This is a genomic window from Pseudomonas sp. PA-4-8C, from assembly GCF_021606625.1.
Taxonomy (GTDB): Bacteria; Pseudomonadota; Gammaproteobacteria; order Pseudomonadales; family Pseudomonadaceae; genus Aquipseudomonas; species Aquipseudomonas lactis.
The window spans coordinates 53,148-66,000 of sequence record NZ_WKCD01000003.1; the positions used below are offsets into that span (position 1 = coordinate 53,148).

Genomic DNA, 12,853 nt, shown 5'->3' on the forward strand with positions numbered 1-12,853 from the left:
GCCCGCCGACGCTAAGACCAAGCGGGCAGCCCAACAGGTTTAAAAACGAATGAATGCTCTAGCCCGCCGCGCCGCAGGCCTGCTGTTCAGCACAGTTTGTCTGCCTCTCTCAGCTTTGGCTGCCGATCCACAACCCACCCATGAATTCACCCTCGATAACGGCCTCAAGGTGGTCGTGCGCGAAGATCATCGTGCGCCGGTGGTGGTTTCCCAGGTCTGGTACAAGGTTGGCTCAAGCTACGAAACCCCGGGCCAGACCGGTTTGTCCCACGCCCTGGAACACATGATGTTCAAAGGCAGCGCCAAGGTTGGCCCCGGCGAAGCCTCGCTGATCCTGCGCGACCTGGGCGCCGAAGAAAATGCGTTCACCAGCGACGACTACACCGCGTACTACCAGGTATTGGCCCGTGACCGCCTGGGCGTGGCCTTTGAGCTGGAAGCCGACCGCATGGCCAGCCTGCGCCTGCCGGCCGACGAGTTCAGCCGTGAAATCGAGGTAATCAAGGAAGAACGCCGCCTGCGCACCGACGATAACCCCATGTCCAAGGCGTTCGAGCGCTTCAAGGCCATGGCGTTCCCGGCCAGTGGCTACCACACGCCGACCATTGGCTGGATGGCCGACCTGGACCGCATGAAGGTCGAGGAACTGCGCCACTGGTACCAATCCTGGTACGTGCCGAACAACGCCACCCTGGTGGTGGTCGGCGACGTGACCCCGGACGAGGTGAAAAACCTCGCCCAACGTTACTTCGGGCCGATCCCCAAGCGTGACGTGCCGCCGGCAAAAATCCCGATGGAATTGGCCGAGCCCGGCGAGCGCCTGCTGACCCTGCACGTGCAGACCCAACTGCCGAGCGTGTTCCTGGGCTTCAACGTGCCCGGCCTGGCCACCGCCGAAGACAAACGCTCGGTACAGGCCCTGCGCCTGATCTCGGCCCTGCTGGACGGCGGCTACAGTGCACGGATCTCCGAGCAACTGGAACGCGGTGAGGAGCTGGTGTCCGCCGCTTCCACCAACTACGACGCCTACACCCGTGGCGACAGCCTGTTCACCCTCTCGGCCACGCCGAACCAGCAGAAGAAGAAAACCGTCGCGCAAGCCGAAGCCGGCCTGTGGCGCCTGCTCGATGAGTTGAAGGCCAAGCCGCCGACCGCCGAAGAACTGGAGCGCATCCGTGCCCAGGTGATTGCCGGCCTGGTGTACCAGCGTGATTCCATCACCAGCCAGGCCACGGCCATTGGCTCCCTGGAAACCGTCGGCCTGTCCTGGAAACTCATGGACACCGAGCTTGCCGACCTGCAAAGCGTGACCCCGGAAGACATCCAGAAGGCTGCACGCACCTATTTCACCCGCGAACGTCTGAGCGTCGCCCATGTTTTGCCTGAGGAGACCGCTCATGAGTGATCGCAAAAACAGCCGCCTGATCCTGCCCGGCCTGATCGCCGTCACCCTGATGGCGGCCAGCGCCGTTTACTTCTTGCGCCCCAGCGAGTCGGTCGCCAGCCAGGCCCTGGACAAGGCTCAAACGGCCAGCACCCTGCAATCCCTGGCGGAACTGGATGGCAAGGCACCGACCAACCGCAAGCTCGACGTACAAACCTGGACCACCGCCGAAGGCGCCAAGGTGCTGTTCGTCGAAGCCCATGAGTTGCCGATGTTCGACATGCGCCTGCTGTTCGCCGCCGGCAGCAGCCAGGATGGCGACGTGCCAGGCCTGGCGCTGATGACCAACGCCATGCTCAACGAAGGCGTGCCGGGCAAGGATGTCAGCCAGATCGCCAGCGGGTTCGAAGGCCTGGGGGCCGACTTTGGCAACGGCGCCTACCGCGACATGGCGCTGGTGACCCTGCGCAGCCTGAGCGACAGCGCCAAGCGTGACGCAGCCCTGTCACTGTTCAACCAGGTGATCGGCCAGCCGACGTTCCCGGCAGACTCACTGGCACGCATCAAGAACCAGATCCTGGCCGGTTTCGAGTACCAGAAGCAGAACCCTGGCAAACTGGCGAGCATCGAGCTGTTCAAGCGTCTGTACGGCGACCACCCTTACGCGCACCCGAGCGAAGGCACCCCCGAGAGCGTGCCGAAGATTACCCTGGCGCAGTTGCAGGCGTTCCACGCCAAGGCCTATGCGGCGGGTAACGCGGTGATTGCAGTGGTGGGCGACCTGACCCGCGCCGAAGCTGAAGCCATGACGGCCAAGGTGTCCGCGTCGCTGCCCAAAGGCCCGGCTATGGCCAAGATCGCCCAGCCGACCGAGCCAAAAGCCGGCCTGAGCCGTATCGAGTTCCCGTCCAAGCAAACCCACCTGCTGTTTGCGCAGTTGGGCATCGACCGTGCCGACCCGGATTACGCAGCCTTGTCCCTGGGTAACCAGATCCTCGGCGGCGGTGGCTTCGGCACCCGCTTGATGAGCGAAGTGCGTGAAAAGCGCGGCCTGACCTACGGCGTGTATTCCGGTTTCTCACCAATGCAGGTGCGCGGCCCGTTCATGATCAACCTGCAGACCCGCGCCGAAATGAGCGGTGGCACCTTGCGCCTGGTGGAGGACGTACTGGCTGACTACCTCAAGACCGGCCCGACGCAAAAGGAACTGGATGACGCCAAGCGCGAGCTGGCCGGCAGCTTCCCGCTGTCCACCGCCAGCAACGCCGATATCGTCGGGCAGTTGGGCGCCATGGGTTTCTACAACCTGCCGCTGAGCTATCTGGAAGATTTCATGAAACAATCCCAGGCCCTGACCGTCGATCAGGTCAAGGCTGCAATGAATAAACACTTGAGCGCCGACAAGATGGTCATCGTGACCGCCGGCCCGACGATTGCGCAAAAGCCACTACCGCCCCCCACTGATAAACCTGCCGAGCAGCCGCTCGGGGTTCCGGAGCATTAATGGCCAGTTCATCTCGCCCGAAAAAACCTGTCCACAACGTGCATAACGGTGTGGGCCAACTGCGCATCATTGGCGGTGAATGGGGCAGCCGCAAGCTGAGCTTCCCCGACGTCGTGGGCCTGCGCCCGACGCCCGACCGCGTGCGTGAAACCCTGTTCAACTGGCTCGCACCGTACATTGGCGGGGCCAAGGTGCTGGACCCGTTCGCTGGCAGCGGCGCGCTGTTCCTGGAGGCGCTGTCCCGTGGCGCGGCCCAGGGCCAGGCGCTGGACGCCAGCAACGTGGCGGTGTCCAGCCTCAAGGAGCACCTGGGCACGCTGCGTTGCACCACCGGCCAGGTGCAGACGGCGGACGCGCTGCGCTACCTGGAAACCCAGGCGGCGACTGAATACGACGTAGTGTTCCTCGACCCACCGTTCAACCAGAACCTGCTGCCAGCTGTCTGCACGCTGCTGGAAGAACGCCAGTGGCTGGCACCGGATGCCTGGATCTACACTGAGAGCGAGACCGCGCCCTCCACGCTGGGCCTGCCCAGTGGCTGGCGCCTGCACCGGGAGCAGAAGTCCGGGCGGGTGTATTACGCGTTGTGGCATCGCGCCCTGTAGGAGCGAGCTTGCTCGCGAAGGTCAAACAGGCGACACGGGCTGTCTGACAGCGCCGCGTTATCGTTAACGTTTTCCGCGAGCAAGCTCGCTCCTACACGGCAGCGGGTAATTCATGATTCCATCTACAGACCGCTTCAAACCCGCCTTCGGCCTCGGCAACCCCCACTTGCAGACCCTGTGGGGGCCGCTGTGGCGGCCGACCACCCATATCGAACGCCAACGCGAGCGCCTGTGGCTGGAGGATGGCGACTTCCTTGATCTTGACTGGCACGGGCCGCATGACGTGCAAGCACCCTTGGTGCTGGTGCTGCATGGGCTGACCGGCTCGTCCAATTCGCCCTATGTGGCCGGCCTGCAAAAAGTCCTCGCCGCCCAAGGCTGGGCCAGCGCTGCGTTGAACTGGCGCGGCTGCTCGGGCGAGCCCAACCTGCTGGCTCGCAGTTATCACTCCGGCGCCAGCGAAGACCTGGCGGCAGCGATTGCTCATCTGCGCGCCAAGCGGCCGTTGGCGCCCGTGTATGCGGTGGGTTATTCCCTGGGCGGCAATGTGTTGCTCAAGCATTTGGGCGAAACCGGCAAGGCCTCGGGCTTGCAGGGCGCGGCGGCGGTGTCGGTGCCGTTTCGCCTGGATCAATGCGCCGATCGCATCGGCCTGGGGTTCTCGCGGGTTTATCAGAAGCACTTCATGCGCGAGATGCTGGCGTATATCCGCGTCAAGCAACGCCAGTTCCTGCAGGACGGTCGTGAGGATGGGCTGAAAACCCTGGAGGCCCTTGGCTCCCTGGAAAAGATGCGCACGTTCTGGGACTTCGACGGGCGGGTAACCGCGCCGCTGCATGGTTTCATCAGTGCTGAAGACTATTATCGCCGCGCATCGAGCCGCTATTACCTGGGCGATATCCGTACGCCTACGTTGATTATCCAGGCGGCCGATGACCCGTTTGTATTTGCGCACAGCTTGCCTGACGCCAGTGAGCTGTCGGCCTGCACCGAGTTCGAGTTGCTGGCCAAGGGCGGGCATGTGGGGTTTGTGGAGGGTTCGCTGAAGCGCCCTGGTTACTATCTGGAGCGCCGGATCCCGCAGTGGCTTCAGGCCCAATACGGTCAATAGTGTGGGAGCTGGCTTGCCTGCGATAGCGGTGGGCCAGCCAACGTTGAGGTGGCTGACACTCCGCTATCGCAGGCAAGCCAGCTCCCACATTTTAAGCAAGTGTTCACACCGATCGTTCAGTCGCCCGTTGCTATTTCCCGAGCAGGATCAGTAATCCACTCACTCCACGACCCCGCATACAACTTACCCAACGGATACCCCGCCAGGCTCAACGCAAACAGGTTATGGCACGCCGTCACCCCAGAGCCGCAATACGCCACCAATTCCTGCGGCGGGCGCCCTTGCAACTGCGCGGCGAAGCGCTGCTTGAGCTGCTCGGCCGGCAAGAAACGACCATCGCTGCCCAGGTTTTCACTGAACGCAGCGCACTGCGCGCCAGGGATATGCCCGGCAATCGGATCGATGGGCTCTACTTCGCCACGAAAGCGCGGCTGGGCGCGGGCGTCGATCAAGGTCAGGTCGGGTTGGCCCAGGCGTTTTTGCAAGTGTTCGGCATCCAGCAATAGCCGAGGATCCGGCATACCGGCGAAGGTACCCGGCTCAATCACAGGCGCGTCCAGGCTCAGGGGGAAACCGGCGGCATGCCAGGCCTTGAGGCCACCATCGAGAATAAACACGCCATCACGCTTGCCCAGCCAGGCCAGCAGCCACCAGGCACGGGCGGCGTAGGCACCGGGGCCGTCGTCATACAGCACCACATCGGTGTCGGCACTGATGCCCCACGCCCGCAGTTGCCTGGCGAACGTGTCCGCCGCCGGCAAAGGATGACGACCGGTCACGCCCTTGGTCACCGGGCCGCTCAGGTGGCGCTCAAGGTCAGCGTATTGCGCGCCCTCGATATGCCCTTCGGCGTAACTGCACAAGCCGTAGTCCGGGTCTTCCAGGGCAAAGCGGCAATCCAGGATCACCCACCCGCTCGACTGTTGGCGCTCGGCCAATTGCTGGGGGCTGATCAGTTGGGCAAGCGGCATGACTGACTCCTGTGAATACAAAGGGGAAAGGTCTTACTTCACTTCTTCCAGTGCCTGATTCAACGGCACGTAAAACTCTTTGAACAAGGCGTCCACCGCGTCTTTGGCCTGCGGCGTGACAAACCCCGCCTCCAGCACCTGATACACCCCGCGCTTGATCGCCTCGGCGCTCAGGTGGGTGGATTTTTCATTGGTGGTGCACAAAAAGCGCACCCACGAGGTGAGGATAATCCAGGCATTGAGGGTCAGGGCTTCGGTTTGCACCGGGTCCATATTGAGAATGCCGGCGTCGACAAAGCCTTGGTAGATGGCGCCGCCCTGGATCAGGCAACGCTGGGAAAAACGCCTGTAGCATGTAGCCAGTTCCGGGTCGCTCTCCAGCAGGTGTTCGAGGTCGCGGTGCAGGAAGCGATAACGCCACATGCCGGCCAATACGGCTTGCAGGTAAAAGCGTTTGTCTTCCACCAGCATCCCCCGCCCTTGGGGTGGGCGCAGGAAACTGTCTACCAGCGCTTCATATTCGCGGAACAGCACGGCAATGATCGCCTGCTTGTTAGGGAAGTGGTAGTACAGGTTGCCCGGGGAAATTTCCATGTGGGCGGCAATGTGGTTGGTACTGATACTGCGCTCGCCCTGCTGGTTAAAAAGCTCCAGGCTGGTTTGCACAATGCGCTCGCTGGTCTTTACTCGTGGTGCCATAGGGGATCAGCTTCTATACACGGGATGGGGCATCTTACGGCCTAACCCGGCCAGGATAAATCTGGATGTTACTGCAATGTTGTTTGACAATTTAGAGCAATGACTCTAAAAATCCAGGCAGACCAATAACAATCGGTGCCGCGCCATGCCTGCCAACGTTGCCTACCTGCAAGACTCCCAGGCACTGGATCAACTCCAGGACCTGTTCGACGCTCAACGCCGCGCCTATGCCGCCAACCCGATGCCGCCGGCCGGACAGCGCCAGCAATGGCTCAAGGCCCTGCGGGATCTACTGAGCGACGAACGCCAGGCGCTGATCGATGCGATCAGCCAGGATTTTAGCCATCGCAGCGCCGACGAAACCCTGTTTGCCGAATTGATGCCCAGCCTGCATGGCATTCACTACGCGAGCAAACACCTCAAGGGCTGGATGAAACCTTCCCGCCGCGCTGTAGGCATTGCCTTCCAGCCCGCCTCAGCCAAAGTCATTTACCAGCCACTGGGCGTCGTCGGCGTCATCGTGCCGTGGAACTACCCGCTGTTCCTGGCCATCGGCCCGTTGGTGGGGGCGTTGGCTGCCGGCAATCGGGTAATGCTCAAGCTCAGCGAGTCCACGCCGGCCACCGGCGAGCTGCTCAAGGCGTTGCTGGCCAAGATCTTCCCCGAGGACCTGGTGTGCGTCGTGCTGGGCGAAGCTGACGTGGGCATGGCGTTTTCCAAGTTGCGCTTCGATCACCTGCTGTTCACCGGTGCTACCAGCATAGGCAAGCACGTGATGCGTGCGGCGGCCGAAAACCTCACGCCGGTGACCCTGGAGTTGGGCGGCAAATCGCCGGCGATCGTTTCGGCCGACGTGCCGCTCAAGGACGCCGCCGAACGCATCGCCTTCGGCAAAGCTTTGAATGCCGGGCAAACCTGCGTGGCACCGGATTATGTGCTGGTACCAGAAGATCGCGTGGAGGGCTTTGTCGAGGCCTATTCCAAAGCCGTGCGCGGGTTTTATCCGACGCTGGTCGACAACCCGGACTACACCGCCATCATCAACGAACGCCAACTGGCCCGGCTCAATGCCTACGCCAAGGACGCCACCGACAAAGGTGCCACCCTGATCCCGCTGTACGAGCAAGGCCAGGCGCGGCGAATGGCCCACAGCCTGCTATTGAATGTCAGTGACGACATGACCGTGATGCAGGACGAAATTTTCGGCCCGCTCCTGCCTATCGTGCCGTATCGCGGCCTTGACCAAGCCTTTGCCTACATCAACCAGCGCCCTCGCCCACTGGCCTTGTATTACTTCGGCTACAACAAAGGCGAACAAGCGCGGGTGCTCCACGAAACCCATTCCGGTGGTGTATGCCTGAACGACACCTTGCTGCACGTCGCCCAGGACGATATGCCGTTCGGTGGCATCGGCCCGTCGGGCATGGGCCATTACCACGGTCACGAAGGTTTCCTGACGTTCAGCAAGGCCAAGGGTGTGCTGGTCAAACAGCGCCTGAACGCGGCGAAGTTGATCTACCCGCCCTATGGCAAGTCGATCCAGAAGCTGATCCAGAAGCTGTTTATCCGCTGATAACCGCCACCTTCGGGACAATAAAAACAATGAACCCCAGCCTGACTGATTCACCCGCGCTGTCACGGCGCAGCGTCTTGAAAATCGGCCTGTGTGCCAGCGCCTTCCTCGCCACCGCCGGGCTGGGCGCCAGCCTCAGCGGTTGCTCCAGCAGTACGCCGGCCAGCGGCTTTGCGATGTTGCGCACCAGCGACTTGCCGTTCTTGCGGGCGGTGATCCCGGTGCTGCTGGAAGGCGTGGCCAGCGCCGAGCACGTGTTTGCCGATATTGAGGACACCCTGAAAAAACTCGATTACAGCCTGCAGCACTTGTCGCCCGAGATGTTCAAGCTCACCCAGCAATTATTCGACGTGCTGGCGATGGGCATCACCCGCGGCCCGCTGACCGGTATCTGGGGCAGTTGGGAAAATGCCAGCAGCGAACAGATCCGCAATTTCCTGCACCGCTGGGAAAACAGCTACCTGAACCTGCTGCGCATGGGCCAGGGCTCACTGCTCAAGCTGGTGATCATGGCCTGGTACTTCCGGCCCGAGTCCTGGGCCCATTGCGGCTACCCCGGCCCGCCGAAGATCTAGCCTGGGCAATCCTCCAAGATTGCATCTTCCTACAAAAATAAGAGTGCACACCTATGCCCGTACCCGATCTGTTCCGCGACGGCCTGGCCCGTGGCTGGAAAACCCACAATGGCGCCGCCCTGGATAACGACCTGACCCTGGAAGCGGATGTCGCCATCATCGGCAGCGGCGCCGGGGGCGGTACCACCGCCGAAATCCTCAGCGCTGCCGGCTACAAAGTGTTGCTGATCGAAGAAGGTCCGCTCAAGACCAGCAGCGACTTCAAGCTGCTGGAAGACGAAGCCTACGCCAGCCTTTACCAGGAAGGCATCGGGCGGATGAGCAAGGACGGCGCTATCACCATCCTGCAGGGCCGGGCGGTGGGCGGTACCACCTTGATCAACTGGACCTCCAGCTTTCGCACCCCTGACGCTACCCTCTCGCATTGGGCCAGCGAATATGCGGTCAAAGGCCACAGCAGCGCCGAAATGGCGCCCTGGTTCGAAAAAATGGAACAGCGCCTGGGCATCGCGCCGTGGGCGCTGCCGCCGAATGCCAATAACGATGTGATCCGCAAAGGCTGCGAAAAGCTCGGCTACAGCTGGCATGTGATCCCGCGCAATGTGCGCGGCTGCTTCAACCTGGGGTATTGCGGCATGGGCTGCCCGGTCAACGCCAAGCAGTCGATGCTGGTGACCACCATCCCGTCCACCCTGGAAAAGGGCGGCGAGCTGCTTTACCTGGCCCGCGCCGAACGGCTCATCTACAGCGGCGACACCATCAGCAGCCTCGAATGCGTGGCCATGGACGAACGCTGCGTAGCGCCCACAGGGCGCAAGATCAGCGTGAGAGCCAAGCACTATGTACTAGCGGGCGGCGGCATCAACAGCCCGGCCCTGCTGATGCGCTCGGATGCACCCGACCCGCACTCGCGGTTGGGCAAGCGCACCTTCCTGCACCTGGTCAATTTCTCCGCCGGGCTGTTCGACGAGGTGATCAACCCCTTCTACGGTGCGCCGCAATCCATCTACTCCGACCATTTCCAATGGCAGGACGGCACTACCGGCAAAATGTCCTACAAACTGGAAGCACCGCCCCTGCATCCAGGCCTGGCGAGCACCCTGTTCGGTGGCTACGGCAAGCAGAACGCCTTGGACATGAACCAACTACCCCACACCCACGCCATGCTCGCCCTGCTGCGCGACGGTTTTCACCCCGACAGCCCGGGCGGCACCGTAGAGTTGCGCGGTGATGGCACGCCAGTGCTCGACTATCAGGTCTCCCCCTACGCCTGGGACGGCCTGCGCCGGGCCTTCCACAGCATGGCCGAGATTCAGTTCGCGGCGGGGGCCAAATCGGTCAAGCCCCTGCATCACGACGCGCGCTTTGTGAACAACTTGGCCGAAGCGCGCAGCGTGATCGACGGTTTGAATCTGGAACTGCATCGCACCACCCTGGGCAGCGCCCACGTGATGGGCGGTTGCGCCATGGGTGAAGAGCCAAAAAATGCCGTGGCCGACAGCCTGGGTCGCCATCATCAGTTGCGTAACCTGTCGATCCACGATGGCTCGCTGTTCCCCACCAGCATTGGCGCCAACCCGCAATTGTCGGTGTACGGATTGACCGCGCAACTGGCGAGCGCATTGGCCGAACGTCTGAAAACGGCATGAAAAAACAGGGTATTCACGGCATCTATCTACATAAGTCGACTTGGCCCACCGGTAATGCTGCGATACCATCCGGTTCCCCAACGGACTCCGCCAGGACGACGCGATGAACCGAGTGTTGTACCCAGGTACCTTCGACCCGATTACCAAAGGCCATGGCGATCTGGTCGAACGCGCCTCTCGCCTGTTCGACCATGTGATCATCGCGGTCGCGGCCAGCCCCAAGAAAAACCCGTTGTTTCCCCTGGAACAACGTGTGGAGCTGGCGCAAGAGGTCACCAAGCACCTGCCGAATGTGGAAGTAGTGGGCTTTTCGACATTGCTGGCGCATTTCGCCAAGGAGCAGAACGCCAATGTGTTCCTGCGTGGCCTGCGTGCGGTGTCGGACTTCGAATACGAATTCCAGCTAGCCAACATGAACCGCCAATTGGCACCGGACGTGGAAAGCCTGTTCCTCACGCCGTCGGAGCGTTATTCGTTCATTTCCTCGACGTTGGTGCGTGAAATCGCCGCTTTGGGCGGAGATATCACCAAGTTCGTGCACCCAGCCGTGGCCGATGCGCTGACGCTACGCTTCAAGAAGTAAGGCTGCCCGGTCGGTGCCTGCTCGCACTGCGGGCGCCAATGCGGCACAATTGCGCGCATTAGTTTTCAGATGCCTTGGCAGAGTGCCCTGGCAGGAGTTTCCATGTCCCTGATCATCACCGACGATTGCATCAACTGCGACGTCTGCGAACCCGAGTGCCCGAACGCCGCCATTTCCCAGGGCGAAGAGATCTATGTGATCGACCCTAACCTGTGCACCCAGTGCGTCGGCCACTACGACGAACCGCAGTGCCAGCAGGTATGCCCGGTGGATTGCATCCCGCTGGATGAGGCACACCCTGAGACTGAAGAGCAGTTGATGGAGAAGTACCGCAAGATTACCGGTAAGGCCTAAGCCTCTTCATTGCCCGTAAGGGCCTCATCGCAGGCAAGCCAGCTCCCACATTGGATAGGTGAATACCTTCAACTGTGGGAGCTGGCTTGCCTGCGATAACGATATCAGCCCTCACACAGCCATCAGCTCTGACACCGAGGGCAAAACACACTCGCCCGCTGCCCCAGCACCACATTGCGTAGCTCAGTGCCGCAAACCTTGCACGCCTCGCCACCACGGCCATACACGAACAATTCCTGCTGGAAATACCCCGGCTGCCCATCGCCGCCGATAAAGTCCCGCAACGTGGTACCGCCCCGCTCAATGGCAGCGGCCAGTACCCGCTTGATCTCAATCGCCAGCTTCAAATAACGCCCGCGTGAAATCCCGCCAGCGGCGCGCCGCGGGTCAATCCCCGCTGCAAACAGCGCCTCTGTCGCATAGATATTACCCACACCCACCACCACCGCGTTGTCCATGATGAACGGCTTCACCGCCATCGACTTGCCGCGAGACAACTGGAACAAGCGCTCACCGTCAAACAGGTCAGTCAACGGCTCCGGCCCCAGCCGCATCAGCAACTCATGGTTGTGCGGGTCGCGGCTCCAGAGCATCGCACCGAAGCGCCGCGGGTCGGTGTAGCGCAGGGCCATACCCGATTCCAGCTCGATATCCACGTGTTCATGCTTGGCCGCCGGCATGCCGACTTCCACCAGGCGCAAGTTGCCCGACATGCCCAGGTGGCTGATCAAGGTGCCCACTTCAGCATTGATCAACAGGTATTTGGCCCGGCGCTCCACCAGCACGATGCGCTGCCCCGACAGGCGCACATCCAGGTCTTCCGGAATCGGCCAGCGCAGGCGCCGCTCACGCACCACCACGCGGCTGACGCGCTGGCCTTCCAGGTGCGGGGCGATCCCGCGGCGGGTGGTTTCGACTTCTGGTAACTCGGGCATGTGTACCTCTTGAATGACGGGTCAGTGCGCGCCCAGTTCGCGGATCGACAACTTCAGGCTCTCGAAGTCGTAGTCCGACAGGCCCACGTAATCCAGCACCAGGTGGCCGATGGCATTCCACTCATGATCCACTGGCTGATTGCCCAGTACGCGATAGGACGAACAGATATGCTCGGCCATCTTCAAAATGGCCAGCAGGTTCTTGAGCTGCGGGTTGCGCGACGTCTCATCGCTGAAAATCGCCAGGGCGTTGTGGTGATTGGCGATGGCGTCGGTGACATGCTCCGGCAGGCGCCAGGACTTGGCGGTGTAGTAGCCAACCACCGCATGGTTGGTGTGGAACGCTTTGTTTTCGGTGTCGACCACGCGGCAATCCGGGCCGGCATTGGCGTAGGCTTCTTCCAGTACCGCCATGTAATTGGGGAAGCGCTTGAGCATCAGCGGCACGCCACAATCATGAAACAGGCCCAAGGCATAGGCTTCGTCCACGGCCTGGGAACCGGTGCGCTTGGCCAGGGTGAGGCAGGTCATGGCCACATCCTGGGCGGTGTCCCAGAAACGGTTGAGGGTGACGATGGTGTCGTCGCACATCTCGCCCTTGATCGACTGCGCGTTGATCAGATTGATGATCGAACGGCTGCCCAGCAGGTTCACCGCACGCTGGATCGAAGCGATTTTATTGCTCAGGCCGTAATACGGCGAATTGACAATCTTGAGCAGCGCACCGGACAAGCCCGGGTCCTGGGAGATCAACCGCGCAATCACTTCCAGGTCCGGGTCGGGCATGTACTGCTCCATCTGCAAATCCACCATGATTTGCGGTTGAGGCGGCACGCTGATGCCTTGCAGGGCCTGTTGGATCTGCTCGGGGGAAAGCTCTTGGGACATAAGTACACACTCTGGGCTAGGC

13 protein-coding genes are annotated in these 12,853 nt (G+C 61.7%); 9 read left to right on the plus strand and 4 right to left on the minus strand.

The window, feature by feature from the left end; translation table 11 throughout:
• Window positions 1–49: 49 nt before the first annotated feature.
• From GIW04_RS01380 to GIW04_RS01395, 4 genes are all read left to right on the plus strand, one after another.
• Entirely contained in the window at window positions 50–1,405 is a 1,356-nt protein-coding gene (locus tag GIW04_RS01380) for a M16 family metallopeptidase (RefSeq protein WP_003195117.1), read from the plus strand.
• Complete coding sequence (locus GIW04_RS01385) at window positions 1,398–2,888, plus strand: M16 family metallopeptidase (RefSeq protein ID WP_032894697.1); 1,491 nt, start codon at window positions 1,398–1,400, stop codon at window positions 2,886–2,888. Before GIW04_RS01380 ends, GIW04_RS01385 begins: the two co-directional genes overlap by 8 nt.
• Window positions 2,888–3,493, plus strand: a complete 606-nt coding sequence (gene rsmD, locus GIW04_RS01390; RefSeq protein ID WP_003195120.1) for a 16S rRNA (guanine(966)-N(2))-methyltransferase RsmD — start codon at window positions 2,888–2,890, stop codon at window positions 3,491–3,493. Before GIW04_RS01385 ends, rsmD begins: the two co-directional genes overlap by 1 nt.
• Window positions 3,494–3,605: 112 nt before the next feature.
• Complete coding sequence (locus GIW04_RS01395) at window positions 3,606–4,604, plus strand: hydrolase (RefSeq protein ID WP_003195122.1); 999 nt, start codon at window positions 3,606–3,608, stop codon at window positions 4,602–4,604.
• 116 nt (window positions 4,605–4,720) lie between these two features.
• Here GIW04_RS01395 and GIW04_RS01400 read toward each other — a convergent pair whose 3' ends face one another.
• The gene (locus GIW04_RS01400; protein WP_034133993.1) at window positions 4,721–5,575 is read right to left on the minus strand and encodes a sulfurtransferase; all 855 of its coding nucleotides are present in this window, start codon (window positions 5,573–5,575) and stop codon (window positions 4,721–4,723) included.
• A gap of 33 nt (window positions 5,576–5,608) precedes the next feature.
• A complete protein-coding gene (locus GIW04_RS01405) occupies window positions 5,609–6,274 on the minus strand; it encodes a TetR/AcrR family transcriptional regulator (RefSeq protein WP_236269966.1) in 666 nt (221 codons plus the stop codon).
• Between the two features lie 145 nt (window positions 6,275–6,419).
• Between GIW04_RS01405 and GIW04_RS01410 the strand changes: the two genes are divergently transcribed.
• From GIW04_RS01410 to GIW04_RS01430, 5 genes are all read left to right on the plus strand, one after another.
• Window positions 6,420–7,847, plus strand: a complete 1,428-nt coding sequence (locus GIW04_RS01410) for a coniferyl aldehyde dehydrogenase (protein WP_003195129.1) — start codon at window positions 6,420–6,422, stop codon at window positions 7,845–7,847.
• Window positions 7,848–7,876: 29 nt separating this feature from the next.
• Complete coding sequence (locus GIW04_RS01415; protein ID WP_120247499.1) at window positions 7,877–8,422, plus strand: twin-arginine translocation pathway signal protein; 546 nt, start codon at window positions 7,877–7,879, stop codon at window positions 8,420–8,422.
• A 53-nt stretch (window positions 8,423–8,475) separates the two neighbouring features.
• Window positions 8,476–10,071, plus strand: a complete 1,596-nt coding sequence (locus tag GIW04_RS01420) for a GMC family oxidoreductase (protein ID WP_003195134.1) — start codon at window positions 8,476–8,478, stop codon at window positions 10,069–10,071.
• 103 nt (window positions 10,072–10,174) lie between these two features.
• Window positions 10,175–10,654: a pantetheine-phosphate adenylyltransferase gene (gene coaD, locus GIW04_RS01425; protein ID WP_003195136.1), complete on the plus strand. Its 480-nt coding sequence runs from the start codon at window positions 10,175–10,177 to the stop codon at window positions 10,652–10,654.
• Window positions 10,655–10,756: 102 nt separating this feature from the next.
• Window positions 10,757–11,008, plus strand: coding sequence for a YfhL family 4Fe-4S dicluster ferredoxin (locus GIW04_RS01430; RefSeq protein ID WP_003195146.1), 252 nt, complete (start codon window positions 10,757–10,759; stop codon window positions 11,006–11,008).
• Window positions 11,009–11,130: 122 nt separating this feature from the next.
• On the opposite strand, the gene mutM is transcribed toward GIW04_RS01430, so the two are convergent.
• Together mutM and GIW04_RS01440 are read right to left on the minus strand one after the other, a co-directional pair.
• The gene (gene mutM, locus GIW04_RS01435; protein WP_120247498.1) at window positions 11,131–11,943 is read right to left on the minus strand and encodes a bifunctional DNA-formamidopyrimidine glycosylase/DNA-(apurinic or apyrimidinic site) lyase; all 813 of its coding nucleotides are present in this window, start codon (window positions 11,941–11,943) and stop codon (window positions 11,131–11,133) included.
• A gap of 21 nt (window positions 11,944–11,964) precedes the next feature.
• Window positions 11,965–12,777, minus strand: coding sequence for an HDOD domain-containing protein (locus GIW04_RS01440; protein WP_169912901.1), 813 nt, complete (start codon window positions 12,775–12,777; stop codon window positions 11,965–11,967).
• Window positions 12,778–12,853: the final 76 nt, after the last annotated feature.

Excerpts from the sequence above, each read along its gene's own strand:
- GIW04_RS01380 (WP_003195117.1), top strand. The coding sequence starts at position 50 with ATGAATGCTCTAGCCCGCCGCGCCGCAGGCCTGCTGTTCAGCACAGTT.
- GIW04_RS01385 (WP_032894697.1), top strand. The coding sequence starts at position 1,398 with ATGAGTGATCGCAAAAACAGCCGCCTGATCCTGCCCGGCCTGATCGCC.
- rsmD (WP_003195120.1), top strand. The coding sequence starts at position 2,888 with ATGGCCAGTTCATCTCGCCCGAAAAAACCTGTCCACAACGTGCATAAC.
- GIW04_RS01395 (WP_003195122.1), top strand. The coding sequence starts at position 3,606 with ATGATTCCATCTACAGACCGCTTCAAACCCGCCTTCGGCCTCGGCAAC.
- GIW04_RS01400 (WP_034133993.1), bottom strand. The coding sequence starts at position 5,575 with ATGCCGCTTGCCCAACTGATCAGCCCCCAGCAATTGGCCGAGCGCCAA.
- GIW04_RS01405 (WP_236269966.1), bottom strand. The coding sequence starts at position 6,274 with ATGGCACCACGAGTAAAGACCAGCGAGCGCATTGTGCAAACCAGCCTG.
- GIW04_RS01410 (WP_003195129.1), top strand. The coding sequence starts at position 6,420 with ATGCCTGCCAACGTTGCCTACCTGCAAGACTCCCAGGCACTGGATCAA.
- GIW04_RS01415 (WP_120247499.1), top strand. The coding sequence starts at position 7,877 with ATGAACCCCAGCCTGACTGATTCACCCGCGCTGTCACGGCGCAGCGTC.
- GIW04_RS01420 (WP_003195134.1), top strand. The coding sequence starts at position 8,476 with ATGCCCGTACCCGATCTGTTCCGCGACGGCCTGGCCCGTGGCTGGAAA.
- coaD (WP_003195136.1), top strand. The coding sequence starts at position 10,175 with ATGAACCGAGTGTTGTACCCAGGTACCTTCGACCCGATTACCAAAGGC.
- GIW04_RS01430 (WP_003195146.1), top strand. The coding sequence starts at position 10,757 with ATGTCCCTGATCATCACCGACGATTGCATCAACTGCGACGTCTGCGAA.
- mutM (WP_120247498.1), bottom strand. The coding sequence starts at position 11,943 with ATGCCCGAGTTACCAGAAGTCGAAACCACCCGCCGCGGGATCGCCCCG.